The organism is Petralouisia sp. (assembly GCF_056822245.1).
Window position 1 is genome coordinate 1 of the sequence record NZ_JBQIOP010000049.1, and the last position, 14,863, is coordinate 14,863.

General features: G+C 43.5%; 20 protein-coding genes, 1 tRNA gene and 1 pseudogene. 14 read left to right on the forward strand and 8 right to left on the reverse strand.

Annotated features, from left to right (window positions below; translation table 11 throughout):
* The first annotated feature begins 175 nt into the window (after nucleotides 1-175).
* Nucleotides 176-248: transfer RNA gene (locus ACTO17_RS15970), tRNA-Gly, on the forward strand.
* A 93-nt stretch (nucleotides 249-341) separates the two neighbouring features.
* Here ACTO17_RS15970 and ACTO17_RS15975 read toward each other — a convergent pair.
* On the reverse strand, nucleotides 342-836 hold the full coding sequence (locus tag ACTO17_RS15975; RefSeq protein ID WP_482558628.1) for a tyrosine-type recombinase/integrase: 495 nt from the start codon (nucleotides 834-836) through the stop codon (nucleotides 342-344).
* On the reverse strand, nucleotides 805-1,572 hold the full coding sequence (locus tag ACTO17_RS15980; protein WP_482558629.1) for a hypothetical protein: 768 nt from the start codon (nucleotides 1,570-1,572) through the stop codon (nucleotides 805-807). Before ACTO17_RS15980 ends, ACTO17_RS15975 begins: the two co-directional genes overlap by 32 nt.
* Nucleotides 1,573-2,197: 625 nt before the next feature.
* Here ACTO17_RS15980 and ACTO17_RS15985 point away from each other — a divergent pair.
* The 6 genes from ACTO17_RS15985 (at nucleotide 2,198) to ACTO17_RS16010 (ending at nucleotide 4,598) form a co-directional block, all read left to right on the forward strand.
* Nucleotides 2,198-2,410: a hypothetical protein gene (locus ACTO17_RS15985; RefSeq protein WP_482558630.1), complete on the forward strand. Its 213-nt coding sequence runs from the start codon at nucleotides 2,198-2,200 to the stop codon at nucleotides 2,408-2,410.
* On the forward strand, nucleotides 2,397-2,672 hold the full coding sequence (locus ACTO17_RS15990) for a hypothetical protein (RefSeq protein WP_482558631.1): 276 nt from the start codon (nucleotides 2,397-2,399) through the stop codon (nucleotides 2,670-2,672). Before ACTO17_RS15985 ends, ACTO17_RS15990 begins: the two co-directional genes overlap by 14 nt.
* 68 nt (nucleotides 2,673-2,740) lie before the next feature.
* Entirely contained in the window at nucleotides 2,741-3,268 is a 528-nt protein-coding gene (locus ACTO17_RS15995; protein WP_482558632.1) for a hypothetical protein, read from the forward strand.
* Nucleotides 3,269-3,405: 137 nt separating this feature from the next.
* Nucleotides 3,406-3,621, forward strand: a complete 216-nt coding sequence (locus ACTO17_RS16000) for a hypothetical protein (protein WP_482558633.1) — start codon at nucleotides 3,406-3,408, stop codon at nucleotides 3,619-3,621.
* A gap of 36 nt (nucleotides 3,622-3,657) precedes the next feature.
* Nucleotides 3,658-3,906 (forward strand): DUF7660 family protein, encoded by a 249-nt coding sequence (locus ACTO17_RS16005; RefSeq protein ID WP_482558634.1) that lies wholly within the window; start codon nucleotides 3,658-3,660, stop codon nucleotides 3,904-3,906.
* A gap of 8 nt (nucleotides 3,907-3,914) precedes the next feature.
* Complete coding sequence (locus ACTO17_RS16010) at nucleotides 3,915-4,598, forward strand: IS110 family transposase (RefSeq protein ID WP_482558635.1); 684 nt, start codon at nucleotides 3,915-3,917, stop codon at nucleotides 4,596-4,598.
* 267 nt (nucleotides 4,599-4,865) lie between these two features.
* Here ACTO17_RS16010 and ACTO17_RS16015 read toward each other — a convergent pair whose 3' ends face one another.
* Nucleotides 4,866-7,775 (reverse strand): protein kinase domain-containing protein, encoded by a 2,910-nt coding sequence (locus tag ACTO17_RS16015; RefSeq protein WP_482558636.1) that lies wholly within the window; start codon nucleotides 7,773-7,775, stop codon nucleotides 4,866-4,868.
* A gap of 299 nt (nucleotides 7,776-8,074) precedes the next feature.
* On the opposite strand from ACTO17_RS16015, the gene ACTO17_RS16020 reads away from it, so the two are divergent.
* Nucleotides 8,075-8,767 (forward strand): C40 family peptidase, encoded by a 693-nt coding sequence (locus ACTO17_RS16020; protein ID WP_172538239.1) that lies wholly within the window; start codon nucleotides 8,075-8,077, stop codon nucleotides 8,765-8,767.
* Between the two features lie 40 nt (nucleotides 8,768-8,807).
* Here ACTO17_RS16020 and ACTO17_RS16025 read toward each other — a convergent pair whose 3' ends face one another.
* Nucleotides 8,808-9,068: a hypothetical protein gene (locus ACTO17_RS16025; protein ID WP_172538240.1), complete on the reverse strand. Its 261-nt coding sequence runs from the start codon at nucleotides 9,066-9,068 to the stop codon at nucleotides 8,808-8,810.
* A gap of 207 nt (nucleotides 9,069-9,275) precedes the next feature.
* On the opposite strand from ACTO17_RS16025, the gene thyA reads away from it, so the two are divergent.
* From thyA to ACTO17_RS16055, 6 genes and pseudogenes are all read left to right on the forward strand, one after another.
* Entirely contained in the window at nucleotides 9,276-10,124 is an 849-nt protein-coding gene (gene thyA / locus ACTO17_RS16030) for a thymidylate synthase (RefSeq protein ID WP_172537404.1), read from the forward strand.
* 61 nt (nucleotides 10,125-10,185) lie between these two features.
* Nucleotides 10,186-10,692: a dihydrofolate reductase gene (locus ACTO17_RS16035; protein ID WP_172537403.1), complete on the forward strand. Its 507-nt coding sequence runs from the start codon at nucleotides 10,186-10,188 to the stop codon at nucleotides 10,690-10,692.
* Between the two features lie 7 nt (nucleotides 10,693-10,699).
* The gene (locus tag ACTO17_RS16040; protein WP_482558637.1) at nucleotides 10,700-11,650 is read left to right on the forward strand and encodes an AEC family transporter; all 951 of its coding nucleotides are present in this window, start codon (nucleotides 10,700-10,702) and stop codon (nucleotides 11,648-11,650) included.
* 508 nt (nucleotides 11,651-12,158) lie between these two features.
* Nucleotides 12,159-12,788 (forward strand): hypothetical protein, encoded by a 630-nt coding sequence (locus ACTO17_RS16045; RefSeq protein WP_482558638.1) that lies wholly within the window; start codon nucleotides 12,159-12,161, stop codon nucleotides 12,786-12,788.
* A gap of 12 nt (nucleotides 12,789-12,800) precedes the next feature.
* Nucleotides 12,801-12,965: a hypothetical protein gene (locus tag ACTO17_RS16050; RefSeq protein ID WP_482558639.1), complete on the forward strand. Its 165-nt coding sequence runs from the start codon at nucleotides 12,801-12,803 to the stop codon at nucleotides 12,963-12,965.
* Between the two features lie 76 nt (nucleotides 12,966-13,041).
* Nucleotides 13,042-13,250 (forward strand): annotated as a pseudogene (locus ACTO17_RS16055) (hypothetical protein); the annotation flags it as partial.
* A gap of 75 nt (nucleotides 13,251-13,325) precedes the next feature.
* Here ACTO17_RS16055 and ACTO17_RS16060 read toward each other — a convergent pair.
* The 4 genes from ACTO17_RS16060 to ACTO17_RS16075 all read right to left on the reverse strand — a co-directional run bounded on the left by ACTO17_RS16060 (nucleotide 13,326) and on the right by ACTO17_RS16075 (nucleotide 14,648).
* The gene (locus ACTO17_RS16060; protein WP_482558640.1) at nucleotides 13,326-13,751 is read right to left on the reverse strand and encodes a DUF3788 domain-containing protein; all 426 of its coding nucleotides are present in this window, start codon (nucleotides 13,749-13,751) and stop codon (nucleotides 13,326-13,328) included.
* Nucleotides 13,744-14,118: a nuclear transport factor 2 family protein gene (locus tag ACTO17_RS16065; RefSeq protein WP_482558641.1), complete on the reverse strand. Its 375-nt coding sequence runs from the start codon at nucleotides 14,116-14,118 to the stop codon at nucleotides 13,744-13,746. The genes ACTO17_RS16060 and ACTO17_RS16065 overlap by 8 nt, the downstream gene beginning before the upstream one ends.
* 297 nt (nucleotides 14,119-14,415) lie before the next feature.
* The gene (locus ACTO17_RS16070; protein WP_482558642.1) at nucleotides 14,416-14,544 is read right to left on the reverse strand and encodes a hypothetical protein; all 129 of its coding nucleotides are present in this window, start codon (nucleotides 14,542-14,544) and stop codon (nucleotides 14,416-14,418) included.
* Nucleotides 14,541-14,648: a DUF3781 domain-containing protein gene (locus ACTO17_RS16075; RefSeq protein ID WP_482558643.1), complete on the reverse strand. Its 108-nt coding sequence runs from the start codon at nucleotides 14,646-14,648 to the stop codon at nucleotides 14,541-14,543. Before ACTO17_RS16075 ends, ACTO17_RS16070 begins: the two co-directional genes overlap by 4 nt.
* Between the last annotated feature and the right edge of the window lie 215 nt (nucleotides 14,649-14,863).

Consider the following 14,863-nt stretch of genomic DNA (forward strand, 5'->3'; position numbering starts at 1 on the left):
TTTAACAGATCATTCGGAAAGATTAAATTCCACTATTGAGTAGAGGAAGACTTGCAAGATTAAATTCCATAGAGGGGTGGAATTTAAATTTGCAATTAAGTACTGTTACAATTTTTGAGGAAATTTTTAAAATCCTATTGACAAAAAAAGCATATTGTAGTATCATCTATGACATGCGATAGTGGCGTAGTTGGTAACGCGCGACCTTGCCAAGGTCGAGACCGCGGGTTCGAGCCCCGTCTATCGCTTTGTTTGTAAAGCTGTAAGCCCGCTAAAATCAAGGGCTTGTGGCTTTTTTATTTTTCTGATGTAGGCAAGTTTTGTTTACTTTGGTTCCAATGTCAGTTGTTCAGTATGCCTCTTGCTTCCTCTAAATCAATTCCGGTGTAATAATATTTCTTTGCTACCTCCGGGCTGTTCCCGAACAGCTCAGATGCCATTACGATATTCCCGCCGGATTTGTTGATGGCCTCCGTAATCCTTGTCCTCCGAAACGCGTGGGTTCCTTTTATTGCTTCTTTACTTATCCTGATATTTTCCTTTCTGCAAATCCTGCGGAAATAGTTATAGACACAGTTGTTCGTGATGCATCCATTCTCTGTCTTTGCAGGGAAGAGATATTCACTGGCAGGATAATATGTTTCATGGATGTTTTTCAGGCGTTTCAGGAAATCCTCCAATTCATCCGTGATGGGGAATTTACGGTTCTTATAGGTTTTTGTGTGCCCAACAATTTCAAAATGTTCAGGGATGTTTTCAGTCTTTTTTATAGTCAGCTGTTCCTGGCATATCAGGATGTAATTGTTATGTATGTCTGTCCAACGCAGTGGCGGCACCTCTCCGCGCCTGAGACCGCATATGCAGTGATGCACTTTGGCGTTTTTTCTGCGTTAATTGTATCTGGTGTATGATTCGTTCAATTTCAGCGTCTGTATAGCCCCTTTCTTCCGTAGGGGTTGGGGCGGACAGCATATCGGAATATTTTTTAAAGTCAATCCGTAAATAGGGATTGTCTGAAATCCAGTTTTCCTGATAGGCCAGTGTGAAGGCGGCATTTAGGATGGAACGCATGGAAGCAAGCCCCTTGGGGTGCAAATCAAATTTCCTAAGGTTTGCCTCCACAATCTCTTCAATGTCCTTTTTAGAGATTTCTTCTATCAGGAGGCTCTCTATGCGACTTCCTTCAAAGAAACGTCTGTATTCAGACTGGTTCCTTGAAATTGTGTTTTGGATGGAAAGGGTTTTTTCTTTGTTTTTCACATAGCGGAGTTTTTCCGCTTGTGAGATTTCAAAACATGTCCTGAATGTCTTTTTGGACTGGCCGGATATTCCGTTTTCAAATTGGTATGCTTTTTCCTTTAACGCCTCTAAGGTTTTGGCTTTCACACTCCTTCTCTTTTTTGACAGTGGGTCTTTTAAATACATATGGTAATAGCCGTCAGAAGACGGTTTTTTGGGAAAGGTATATTTCTCAATGGCTTTCTCTTTTATTTTCTGATAATATATCTCCCGGATATCTTCTATAGGCATTGTATCATAAGGGTGGGACGGTTGTATAGGGTTATTTTTCATGGTATATGTCTGGAAGATATACCAGTGTGGTTTTCTTTTTTGGTGGTTTTCTTTTTTGGGCGGTAATCTTATCTGCCGTTCCTTTTATTTATGTTTTTTGGGGGAAGCCCCTTTTTGGTTATAAAGTCCTTATGAATGATTCCGTTGAAGGTTCATACTGCACTTCAATGAAATCCATCGCACTAAAAGGAGGAAATTAACAGTTTTGTAACAGCTTTCCTACGAAATGATGGCGTGGTAAATTTCATATTGGTTTTCGAAATCTGTCATCAGCTGTATCATGGCGACAAGCTGTTCTGGGGACAGATGACCTATTCCGGATGGGGTAGAGCAGGCGGGGACGCGGCTAAGTGTGTAACGCCTGATTTTATGTGCCGGGGCACCAAGTGCCTGTAATAGTTTTTTTTGAATTTTCTGTCATATCCTTTACTTCCTTTCTTCTTTGCTTCTGTCTGATTGGCAGTATCATTTTAAGGCAGTCCTTTGTTTTGGCGTATCCTTGATGATTCCATTTTATTCCTGCAATTGCTTTTGGTCTTTCAGATTTTTTGGGGAAAATTGGGGGGAGGGAACAGCTGAGAAAGGGGAGCCGGTTTATATTGACACAATCACTTATGAGGATTTCATGCTGTTAGGTCAGGTGGACATGGAGAAACGGTTTATGGATTTGGACGGGCTGGAACAGCAGGAGCACCTGAATGAAGATATGGAGTCAGGGCTGGAATTGGAATATGCTTTTGATATGGAAAATGAAACGACGGATTCGTCAGAGGAAAATGCCGGAATCCTTTGTAATAGGGGAGGCAGGAACAGCGAAACCGCTTATGATGGGAAATGATAGAAAGCCGGAAACATCTATTACAGTGGGAATCGGGAAACCGGAGGTAGTGCCGGATAATGGAAAACAGGTGGCAGGTGGAAATGATAAGGCAGCAGATTCCATTTCTTACCGTATGTTCCACTGGAAATTTACCGTGGAGCAGAAAGAGAAGGTAAAGCGGGCAATGGCTGTCCGTGTGCCAAAAGAAGTGATACTGTCGTATTTCTATCCGGAAACTTCGGTTGTGAGGATGATGGAGATACGCAGGCGGTATGAATAAAAATAATTCTCGGTTGTGCATTCATATCTGTGCGTGTTACAATAGTTTCAACACGGGGGAGGAATGATATGGAAACACTGGAAATCGCACTGGATGAAAACGGCAATAAGGTTGTTGTTCTGCCTGATATTATTTTTTCAAATAAACAGAATATTGACTGGAATGAGGTGGAGAAGTATCTGGAACGGTTTGTCGGGGAACTGGTGGAAATAGCGGAGACCGGCGACGTTATTTATTTGGGAAAAGACTTCCCGGATGAATATGCCGGTTCAAAATATACAAGGAAGATGAAAGGCGGCAGGGCAAAGGCGAAAGCCAATGCGGCACAGGGCATCCGTGAAATGGTGGGGATTGCCTCGGATAAAAGGTTCCGGGAAAACCGGAAAGAGAAACATTCCGGTAATGCCGCTAACGGCTGGTATTACTATACGACAAGGTTTGCCATGCTGGTTTATGATAATGACACGAAAACGGAAAATTATAATATTTATTCCGGCTGTCTGGTGGTAAACTGTACGGGGAAAGGAAAGATGTACCTGTATGATCTGGTGGATATAAAAAAAGAAGCGAGTAACCCACTCAGGACTAACAGGTAGCCAGTGGTACAAAACCGCCTCTCTTTGCTTAAAAGAATACCACCGGGCAGGAAATTTGTCAATCTTTTTTCAGTTTTGATATAGGGAAAGCGTGGAATATGAGGCAGGATATGTTAATTGAAAGTGGGTGCAGGTAAATGTTTATTGACGAAACCATAGAACTTCGGGGAGATTTGCTGGAAAGGCTGTGGCGTGAGTTTGCGGAACTGCGGAAATATTACGATGCGGGCGACTGGTTCAACTTTGACATTTTCTTTTGGGGAGTTGAGGCAACCGTCAAGGGATATTATCTGGCAGGGAAAATCAGCCGGGCAGATTTGGACTGCATTTTTCGGAAGTATGGGATTTTATGAAAGGAATCTGCAGGGAAATGGAAAAGGAGATTATCTATGGAAAATCCGGTAGAGATGATAAATAATATCGCTAATATGGATGATTTTTTGAATTTTGTTGTACAGTTAGCTATGGATTCAAAAGAACATCCTGAGGAATGGGAAAATACTACGATTACTGATTATCTGGGACAGATGGCAAGCTGGGTAGATGACTGTTCTGCTTTTGATGGTACGGTAGATTGGGAAAAAGTGGATTACAAAACATTTGCGAAAATATTGTATATGGGAAAGATATATGAATAAACAGAGGCATGGGGATTTCCGACATTTTCGGCAAAACCTCAAAAGAAATCCTCCTCCAGTTTTCTTCGCCCATTGATTTTGAATCGGTTTCATCCGAAACCCTGGCCCAACTGCTGGCTCAGCTCAGCAGACAGAAAGTCGGCGCTGCCAAAGCGGAGCAGTTAAAGGCTGCCGCATCCTCTTCTTTTGGCATTACCTTTGCCAAAAACAGCTTCACATTCCAGCTCAAAACACTGATTGAGCAAATTTCTTTTATCGAAAAGCAGGTAAAAGAAACAGAAGCGGAAATTTCCGGAATCATGGAAAAACTGGAATCCCCCATTACCACCATTACTGGAATTGGCAGTGTCACAGGAGCGGCCATCCTAAGCGAGATTGGCGACATCTCCAAATTTGACAGCCCCAGAAAACTGGTGGCTTTTGCCGGTTTGGATGCTACGGTCACACAATCCGGTGAATTTGAAGCAGCCCACAATGTAATGAGCAAACGTGGATCACCTTATCTGCGGAAAGCGATTTTTCAGTCCGCCCTGATTGCTTCCTTTAAAGACCCCGTATTAAGTGTCTATTACCAGAAAAAGAGGGAGGAAGGCAAACATCATCTGACCTGTGTTGGAGCTGTTGCCAGAAAAATGTGCAACATCATTTATGCCGTCCTGAAAAGCAATCAGCCTTACGTTCCAAAAGCATAAATCCTTTTCACTCACGTTGGCCTGCCTGACAACAGGCTTTATTGTCATGCTCTTTTTTCTATAAAATTTCTTTTAAATTTTTTCAATTATTTACTTGACTTTTAATAGTTGGTCTTTCTTATGAGATTCAGGCGATTTTTGACTTAGGGTTCGAGCCCCGTCTATCGCTCTTTTTTCATTAATGCCGCAAGCCTTAAGTTTTTTAATCTAAGGCTTGCGGCAAATTTTGTTTTTATACAAACGCTGCAGTTCCGCATAAAGTCCGGTTTACTGCAGCACTTGCTCCATCTGGCGGTACATGGCGTCCGCGTTCGTCTGGGCAGGCAGTTCTTTGGGGCTGACCTGGCTGAAGTAGACCCGGGCCAGGTGCAGACTGTGATCTTTTTGCAGCCGATAGCGTTTTTCCATAAGTATGGACATACGCAGCATAAGGAAGGCGTATTGCTGAGGAAATTTTTCCGGACGGTAGTAGCTCAGGGAGCGCTGATAACATCTGGCGGCTTCTTTCAGCATTTCCTGGGGCCGCGATGTATCCAGGTATTTCTCCATAAGCAGATCGCCCAGTTCGGTATTTGCTTCTGCAAACACAGCTTTGTCGGTGGGGTCAGGCGATTTTGATAAGTCTTTTTTTGCCTGGGTGAGATTCTCTGTGAAATCACTTTTTGTTTCCGCCGTGTATTCCTCCAGAAGCTGATACAGACTTAAGGCCCCGCCGGCGCAGATGTCTTTCTGTTCCCCGGGGATTTGCTGCAGGGCATTTGCCAGCTTCAGCACTTGCAGCAGGAATTTCCAGACATTGCCGTCGGGATGCTGCATGGGCATGTCCGAAGAAGCTGCAGCGCAGAATGGGGCGGTTAATTGCTTTATTCTGTCTTTGGCGCAGTTTTTCAGCAGGTTGGGAAAATCCTCAGTCAGAAAAAAGGATTTTTCATCTAAAATCCTCTGCAGGCTGAGGAGAATGTCACCTGATTTGCCGGCTTCATCCATGATTTGTTCCAGAAACAGGTTGCGGCATTCAGCGGAATTTTCTACGGCTTGCTGGGCCAGACGGAGACTTTCTTCTATTTGGCGGCCAGTGTCCGAATCTTGCTGAAAGCGCAGTGCGGCCTGGAAATAGGGCAGGGCTTCATAGGCTTTTTCTGCCAGGAGGAGATTTCTTCCTTTATTATATAATCCTTCCGGCAAGGAACGGTCAAAAGACAATATCTGATCGCAGCAGGCCAGGGCATGTTCTGTCTGTCCCAGTCCCTCGTAACAGGCCATGAGATAATCCAGGCAGGAAAGATACATGTCGCAGGCATGTCCGGCCAGGGTTTGCGTAATTTTGCTGCGTTCCCAGTATTTTTTCATGGAGTTCAGCTGTTCCAGAATCGGCATATAGTGATTCCGGGGATCTTTGGCAAATATAACACTGGTTAGCTGCCGGTATACGTCTGAGAGCAGGGGCCCGTATTTTTCCTGAAGCTGACAGTCCAGCTCCAGCAGCAGCTTCAGGCGCTTGGTCTGAGAAGAGCTGCCGAACCGGCGCCTGTATTCGTTAAGATATTCCATGGACTGACAGTAGTCTCCCAGGTGGTAAAGGCTGATGCTTAAATACATAAGCTTTGACTGCTCCTCATCGGCAATGTTTTCCTCCATCATCCGAACAGCCCTTTGAAAATAATTTCGTGCATGGGTAATGTCTCTGTCAAGGTAGAGGCACATGGCGTAATGGTAGATGGTTTCCCAGTCGTTTCTGTTGTATTCCAGGTATTTGCCATAACAGGTGCGGGCCGGCTCAAAATCTTTTAACGCATAACAGGCATTGCCGATGTGTTTTAGAAGTTCTTCGGCTTCAGGCTGCTGTCTGTACAGGGAAAACAGCCGGACTCTGGCTTTTTTCAGTTCATGGGTGCGGCCCTGGCTGCGGAGAATGTCAATCTCGTTTTTAATGGCGGAAAAATCATAGGGATTGATGGCAAGCGCACGGCAGAAGCACTGGTATGCTTCTTCTCTGCGGTCCATGCGGCAAAGCACAATGCCTTTGTTTGTCCAGAGATAAGAATTTCTGTCCTGGTCGTAGGCGATTGCTTTTTCATAGAGCGGAAGCGCCCGCTCGTACATGCTCTGTTTGCGGTACACATCGCCAAGGCTGCAGCAGGCGCCGGCCAGAAATTCTTTGTCGCGTTCTTCCCCGGATTCTGTCAGCCGGGAGAGAATCTGATCTGCTTTCTGGTATTCTCCCAGGATTGCCTGGTCGCATGCCTGGACCTTCAGCCAGTTTCTTTCTTCCGGGCTATAGCAGCCGGAGTCTGCGTTGCTGAAATCGGAGGGAAGGTGCAGAAATTCCAGAAGTTCATCGGCCAGTTTTTCAAAAGAAGGCGTGCGGTTTTGGGGCAGTTCTGCCGTACAGTTTTGTATCAGGCGCGCTAATTGCTGTTCCTGACTGAAAAGCGGCGGGGGGCTTTTTTTGCCGGCTGCAGGATATGTACATGTTAACTGCTGTTCTTTTTTTCCGCAGAGAAAAAGCTCTTCCATAATTTTTCCCAGACTGAAAATATCATCCAGTGCATTGGCGTTCAAGGCAGGGGGAGCATACGGCCTGTTTTTTTGACTGGCCGTTTGCTCTGCCTGAAATCCGGAATCTGGAGACAGAGAGGAATCCTGTAAAAGCCTGTTGGTTCCGAAGTCTGTGATTTTCACATTGCCCTCCTGAGTGAAAAGCAGGTTGGAGGGCTTTAAATTTCCGTGCACAAAAGGCTTTTTTGGCTGGGAAAGGTGCTTCTGGCAGTGTATCATGCCCAGACAGACCGACAGGGCAATCGTTGCAGTTTTTTCCGCAGGAACAGGCATGCTGCCGGCCAACAGGGATTTCAGCGAATTGGGCAGCCATTCCATGACAATGTAATATTCCGACTGGATTTGCTCCAGGCGGTAGAGTTTGACTACATTTTTATGGGAAGGAAGATTTAACAGGTTCTGAAGTTCTGCCTGAAGGGCATCCGGCTTCTGAATCCCGGAGGCTTTCAGGGCGCACGGAACCTGGCTCCATAAATCAAAACAAAAATATATCTGGCTCTGTCCGCCGCTGTCCTGACTGAGAATCCGGTATCGGTTTTTTAAAATATCTCCGTCTTTATAAGGGGCGGACAGTATCCCGTTTATTTCCAGGGTGATATCTGAGTAATCGGTGTTCATAAAATACAGCTCCCTTATTTTAAAATTAAATTGCATATTACATTTGTAACAATTAATCAGAGCGAAATGTGGCGGTTTTTGGAGAGTAATTCCGAAATGTGAATTTTTGATAGAGATTCTGGAAGAATGGGCTTTTCCTGTTTGGGGAATTACGGATCATTACAAGGAATATAGTCGAGAACAAATTTTTTGCATAATATATGCTGAGGGGAAGATTTATTGCTCCGGCGGTTAAATATCGCTGCAGCTCAATTATTCGCCTAAAGGAGTCATTGTATTAGAAAAGAAAGTGAGGCAATATGGGAACAATAAAAAGAGATGATATTATAGAAAATTGCAAAAAATATCTCGGCAGGCCTTATGTCTGGGGCGGCGAGAGTATGGAAGAAGGAGGATATGACTGCTCCGGACTGGTGTACCGGGTGCTTCAGGACTCGGGCTTTCAGGTGGGGCGCACAACCTCCCAGGGCTATCGGGCCATTGGAAAGGAAATTCCCGCCGGGGAGCAAAAAAAGGGCGATTTGCTGTTTTTTGGAAATCCAGATAAGGCCACCCATGTGTCAATTTGTGATGTAAATGGGAAAATGTATGAATCCATCGGCAGTTCGTCCAATACAAAAGACAATCCGGGGCCGGGAGTCACCTATTCCAATATCACCCGCAGAAGCGATATGATTGAAGTCCGCACCCTGTTTGATGACAGCGGGGATAAAGAGCCGGAGAGCGGAGCGGATAAATATCAGGTGGGAGAGGAGTATACCCTGCAGGCGGAAATGAAGGTGCGTACCGGGGCCGGAACCAATTACCGGGCCAAAAGCTACAGCGAGTTAACGGCAGACGGCAAGAAGCATGATTCGGATCGGGACGGCGCAGTGGATGCAGGAACCAGGATAACCTGTAAAGGAGTGAAAACCGTTGGAAACGATGTCTGGATGCAGACGCCCTCCGGATGGATTGCCGCAGTCTATCAGGGGAAAACTTATATTAAGTAGCAATCGGCCCTGAATTTATGAAAAAAGAACTGTGGAAGGATTATTCTTCCACAGCTTCTTCAGTTTGCAGGCCGCTGAGATATTCAGTTAAAGAGCTTAAATCTACTTCTGTCTGAGTGGGATTTTCAGCGTCCTTCTGATTAAAATATCCGAATGCGGAATACCCGACCCATCCGATTACGGCAACGCTGACTACTGTGCCGCATGCCGCAGCTATCCGGCGCTTCATTTTCTCACGCTTCATAATCTGTTTGCGGTTTGCTTTTTCTTGTTTATACTGGTCTACCTTTTTCTGACTCATAGCCATTCTCCTTATATTGTAATAGATGAGCGGCTGCTCTCAATCTTTTACAGTATACACTATTTTTGTGAAAAAATCTTTAAAAAAGCGAAAAAAATAAATTTTGTGCAGATATTTGCAAAAAAGGGTGTTTTAAGAAAGGGTTGAAATTGGTTAAAATTGTGTTATGATAATTTGGACAGAAAAATGAGAAATAAGGAGAAGCCAATGAGTTTAGCAGATCATATTTTTATAGACATGTGCCGGGACATTCTGGAACACGGCGTCAGCACAGAGGGGGAAAAGGTGCGTCCCCACTGGGAGGACGGAACCAGCGCCTATACGATAAAAAAATTCGGCGTGGTTAACCGCTATGATTTGTCAAAAGAATTTCCGGCCATTACCCTGCGAAAAACAGCCATCAAAAGCTGTACCGATGAAATGCTCTGGATCTGGCAGAAGAAATCCAATAACATCCGCGAGCTGCACAGCCATATCTGGGATGAGTGGGCGGATGAGACAGGCTCCATCGGCAAAGCCTACGGATACCAGATGGCAGTGAAGCATTCTTATAAAGAAGGCATGATGGATCAGGTGGATCGGGTGATTTACGATTTGAAGCACAATCCCTTCAGCCGCAGGATACTGACCAATCTCTATGTGCACCAGGATTTGAGTGAGATGAATCTTTATCCCTGCGCCTACAGCATGACTTTTAATGTGACCCAGAATCCGGGGCGGGAAAAGCTTGTGCTGAACGGGATTTTAAACCAGCGTTCCCAGGATGTTCTGACGGCCAATAACTGGAATGTGTGCCAGTATGCGGTGCTGATGCATATGCTTGCCCAGGTCTGCGGAATGGAACCGGGGGAATTGGTGCATGTGATTGCAGACGCCCATATTTACGACCGGCACATTCCTCTGGTGCAGGAATTGATAGAACGGGAAACATATCCGGCGCCCAGGTTCTGGCTGAATCCTCAGGTGAAAGATTTCTATGAATTTACCAGAGACGACGTCAGACTGGAAAATTATGTGACCGGCCCGCAGATTACAGAGATTCCGGTGGCGGTTTAGAATCGGGAGGACAGGGTATGGATGTGATTGCATCAGTGGTTTAGAATCGGGAGGACAGATCATGAATTTAATTGCGGCAGTGGATAAAAACTGGGGAATCGGCAAGGACAACCGTTTACTGGTGCGGATTCCCGAAGATATGAAATATTTTCAGAAATTGACCACAGGAAAGGTGATTGTGGTGGGAAGGAAAACCCTGGAAACTTTTCCCGGCGGGCAGCCCCTGAAAAACAGAACGAATATTGTGCTGACGGCCAATCCGGACAGGAAAGTAAAAGGCGCCGTTATGGTACACAGTATGGAGGAGCTTCTGGAGGAACTGAAAAAGTATGACAGCCAGGATATTTACATTGCAGGCGGAGAGAGCGTTTACCGGCAGATGGCGGATTTATGCGATACGGCCTATATTACAAGGATTGATTATGAATATCTGGCGGACGCCTGGTTTCCAAATCTGGAGGAGCAGGAAGCATGGAAGCTGACGGCGGACAGCGAAGAGCAGACTTATTTTGATCTGGAATATTATTTTCTGAAATATGAAAAGAAAAGTCCTTGTCAGGAAGGGTGATCTGCCAATGGAAAACTTTATTTTCAGCATTAATGTGACAATTCCGATTTTTCTGGTGATGGTACTGGGATGGGGTTTAAAGCAGATGGGAATGCTGAACGATAATTTTGTGACCGTAGCGAATAAATTTAACTTTCAGGTGACGCTGCCGGTTCTGCTGTTTCGGGATATTTCTTCGGCGGATATCCGGGCGGTCTTTGATTTGCAGTATGTTTTGTTCTGCGCACTGGCAAGCTCGTTCTGTTTCTGGGCTATCTGGGGCGGCGCAAAATTATTTCTGAAAGACAGTTCTGTGAGAGGAGCTTTTGTGCAGGCGTCTTTCAGAAGCAGCGCGGCGGTGATGGGGCTTGCTTTTATTCAGAATATTTACGGAAAGTCGGCCATGGGGCCTTTGATGATTGTAGGCGCGGTGCCTTTGTACAATATTTATTCAGTAATTGTGCTGACATTTGAGGGAGAACAGAGCCGGAATGCAGATAAGAGAGAAAAAATCAAAGAAGCCTGCACTAATATTTTGAAAAATCCAATTATTATCAGTATTTTTCTGGGACTTGCGGTGTCTCTGTGCAGGATACAGTTTCCGATTCTGGTAAATAAGACTGTAAGTAATGTGTCTCAGATGGCAACGCCTTTGGCTCTGATTACGTTGGGGGCAGGATTTGAGGGCCGAAAGGCTCTGGCAAAAATCAGGCCCACACTGGCTGCCTCTATGATTAAACTGGCGGCGCAGCCTTTGCTCGTTCTGCCGGCGGCATTGGCCCTGGGATTTGATGGGGAGAAATTAATTGGAATTTTGATTATGCTGGCCTCTCCCACTACGCCAAGCTGTTATATTATGGCAAAAAATATGGGAAATGATGGGACGCTGACAGCCAGTATTGTGGTGGCAACGACACTGCTTGCGTCATTTACGCTGACGGGATGGATTTTCCTGCTTAAGACGCTGGGATATATTTGAGTTTATTTTCAGTATTTTTCTCAATGACAAGTGTGCAGTATGCCAAAGACGCACTGTGGCTTTGATACGGCATGGTTATACTTGTTCCATTGTCATTCAAACATAATACACAGCAGAATGTTTGAATGTCTTTTCCTTTACTTTTTCACAAAGGAATCTTTATACAAACATGAGTCTAATTTTATGAGGTGAATGATATGTATGAATATACTGTTGAAAAAAGTCAGTTAAAGAAATATAATGATGATGCATATTTAGCACTCCGGAAATGCAAAAATTTTTTGAACTCAAAGATTACATTTTTAGCAAGGGGAATAAACTTAAGAAAAATCCCGAATTGTTATATACAAACAGTCAAACTGCAATCAAAAAAGAGCAGTTAGAAGCATTGTCAGCATTTCAAAAGAATCTTGAAGAATTTTATAAATATCTGAGGACTGCTGATATTATAACTTAATATAAAAGATTTTAGGAAGTAAGAGTAATTTGGAAGAAGGGATGATTCGAGATGGAATCTGAGGATAAAAAAATAAATGAGTTAGAAATGGCCAGAAAGCGTACCCACAAAATTGTGATTACAGATATGGCTATTGAAAAAGTACCGTTGATTAAATATAGAGAGATTCCTGAAAGTGAATATTTGATGTTGCAGGAATTGGCGAAGGAAGTGTTGATGGTTTCTAAAAATGAGAATGATTCTAATGAGGTGGCGCTTACCTATAGCCTCGATTATAGAAACTTGATTGCCGAAGGGAAAGCGTTTATGGGGGTTGCTTTAGGGGATGAGCATTCGGTTGATCCATGCATGAATACAGTAGCATATCATTTGATAACAACCTCTATTCAATGTGTTGTTATTGTGCTTCATAATCATCCATCACTATCGAAATTTTCATTGGAAGATGTAAAGTTTTTTCTTAGTAATGGAACTGTTAAAATGATGGTGGTAGTTACAAACTTAGGGAATATTTCATATCTTGTAAAAAAGGAAAATTATAGCCGCAAAAAAGCTATAGAAATATATAATCACGCAGTTAATGTGCATAATGAAGGAAACAATGTACGTGATTATCAGAAGGCCGTATTCTGTTTCCTTTCTAATTGTCATGAAGCAAATATTGTATACGAAGATCGTTAAGGAGGTATTGATATGACGAAGAGAGCTATTTTAAGTGAGAAATTAGAAGACAATAAAGCTGCTGCTGAATGGGGGATTAGACAAGCAGAATTGATTAAAAAAAGTGAAGATATAACGCGGAGGTTAGAAGAAAAATATATACCTATTATTTTATCGCGTAATGGAAGGAATAATTAGTGACAAGAATACATGTATTCCTTAAAAAACATATTTTTTCAGAGCTATTTGATAGTGTCGGATATAGACATTACCAGATGGTAACGGCAGAGTCGGCAGGCTGATTGCTTTAAAAGAGTGCCTGCGGTTCGGGCTTATTCCTTTTATTATTGAGGATGAAAAAAAATGTATTATTACCGTGGACTCTCTGAATGGGAATTGGAGAAAGGCTATCTGACAGACACTTGTCTGGATGGACAAGATACCTTCAGAAAACTGATGTCCAAATTCGATATCCAGTCGTAAAACATTCTTTGGAGAATGCCACATATATCCTTTAAGATGTTATCTGTTTTAACAAATGAAAGTGATTCCCAAATTTTATTTTTTCAAGTTCATGCGGATCTGAATTAATTGCAAGAGCTCATGGTATAAGCTTCCCTGCTCCTCTAAATCAATCATCAGCCATCTTTGCCCGTTTCCTTCTTTTGTCTGATGATAGATGTTCTGCAGTTCTTTTGTGCATTCCGGGAGTATGGCTTCTGCAAGCGGTTTTTCTTTTGCGCCCACAACAATCATGACGGTAAAATAACCTTCTCTTGGATATATGGTGCACAATGTTTTTCCGGATTTTTTAAATTTTATATTCCAGCCTTTTTCCCAACTGCAGGAACTGTATTCTATTTTTTCTTTACATTGGTATGTGTTCCTAATTTCTGAGCAGAACTGCATAAAGACGGGAGTTCTGACATATTCGCCTATTTCTTCTATGGTGGGGCAGATACTCTTGTTTTGTAAATCAATCATGCCGAAAGATACCTCCAATATTTTTCTTTTGCCTCCATTCAGGCGCAGCGCCATCCTCTGCCCAATATTCGTCAAGTGCAGTAATTTTATCATTAATGACTTTGATGAAAGACGTGGCATGAAATGACAGTGTTCTATCCTGGGAGTACACATGGGTTACCGTAATCAATAAGTCGTTTATTTGTTCAACTCTTTCTACTTTGCCAGACCAGCTGCCGGGATATTCGCAATTTGCGATGATAAATTCGTCTACGTTAAAATGTTCGTTGGTGCAATGCCAATAGATATCGGCGTTTTTGTCAAAGTAATCTCTGACAGCATCCGCGTTTTGTTCTAAAACATCGTGCCAGAATTTGTATATGTCCATGTTTTCATACCTCTCTTTTATTTTATTTTCAAATGCGATTCAGTACTGCAACGGACGTTGTATATTTGGATACGGACAGAACTACCGGACTGCCCTTTGACACACAAACCGGGCAGTGTTCCGGCGAACTAACTGCGAACTGCGGCTAAGGAGTTTTAGAGAGCCGTCACTCCTAAGTCTCCGTAAGCAGTGGATTTCGCCTCCGCACAATACGCCCATGAACCGTTTGCTTAGCCAAAGGGCAATCCGGTAGTTCCTGTGTATCGAAATATAAAACGTTTGCTATAGTCCCGCAGCTTAATCCATTTCTGCATCCTCACACGTCTCTAAATATTCTGACAGCAAAGCAGAAGGCGGATTTAACCGCAACGCCCGGTTATATTCAGAACCGTCAGAATCGGGCGGAACCTGTTCTACATTAATCACCACATGTTCCCGTTCTTTTCTCCAGCAGTAATGATGGTGTAACTGTGGGCATTGACAGTTATTTTTATGTTGTCAATTTCGCAGTACCAGTTTTTATCCTCCATGCTGCATCTCCTTATTTTTAACCGCCGTATCCAAATATAAAACGTTCGCGGCAGTACGAATATAATTCTCAGTATACTACATTTTTTTCCTGCTTTGTATCCCCTTTCCAAAATTATTGGAGAAATTTCAATTTTCCTTAAGATTGACACTTTCCCAAAGCTGAAATTTCTGCTACAATAGAGCAGATACAGAAAAAAAGCAGAGGTGAATCTTA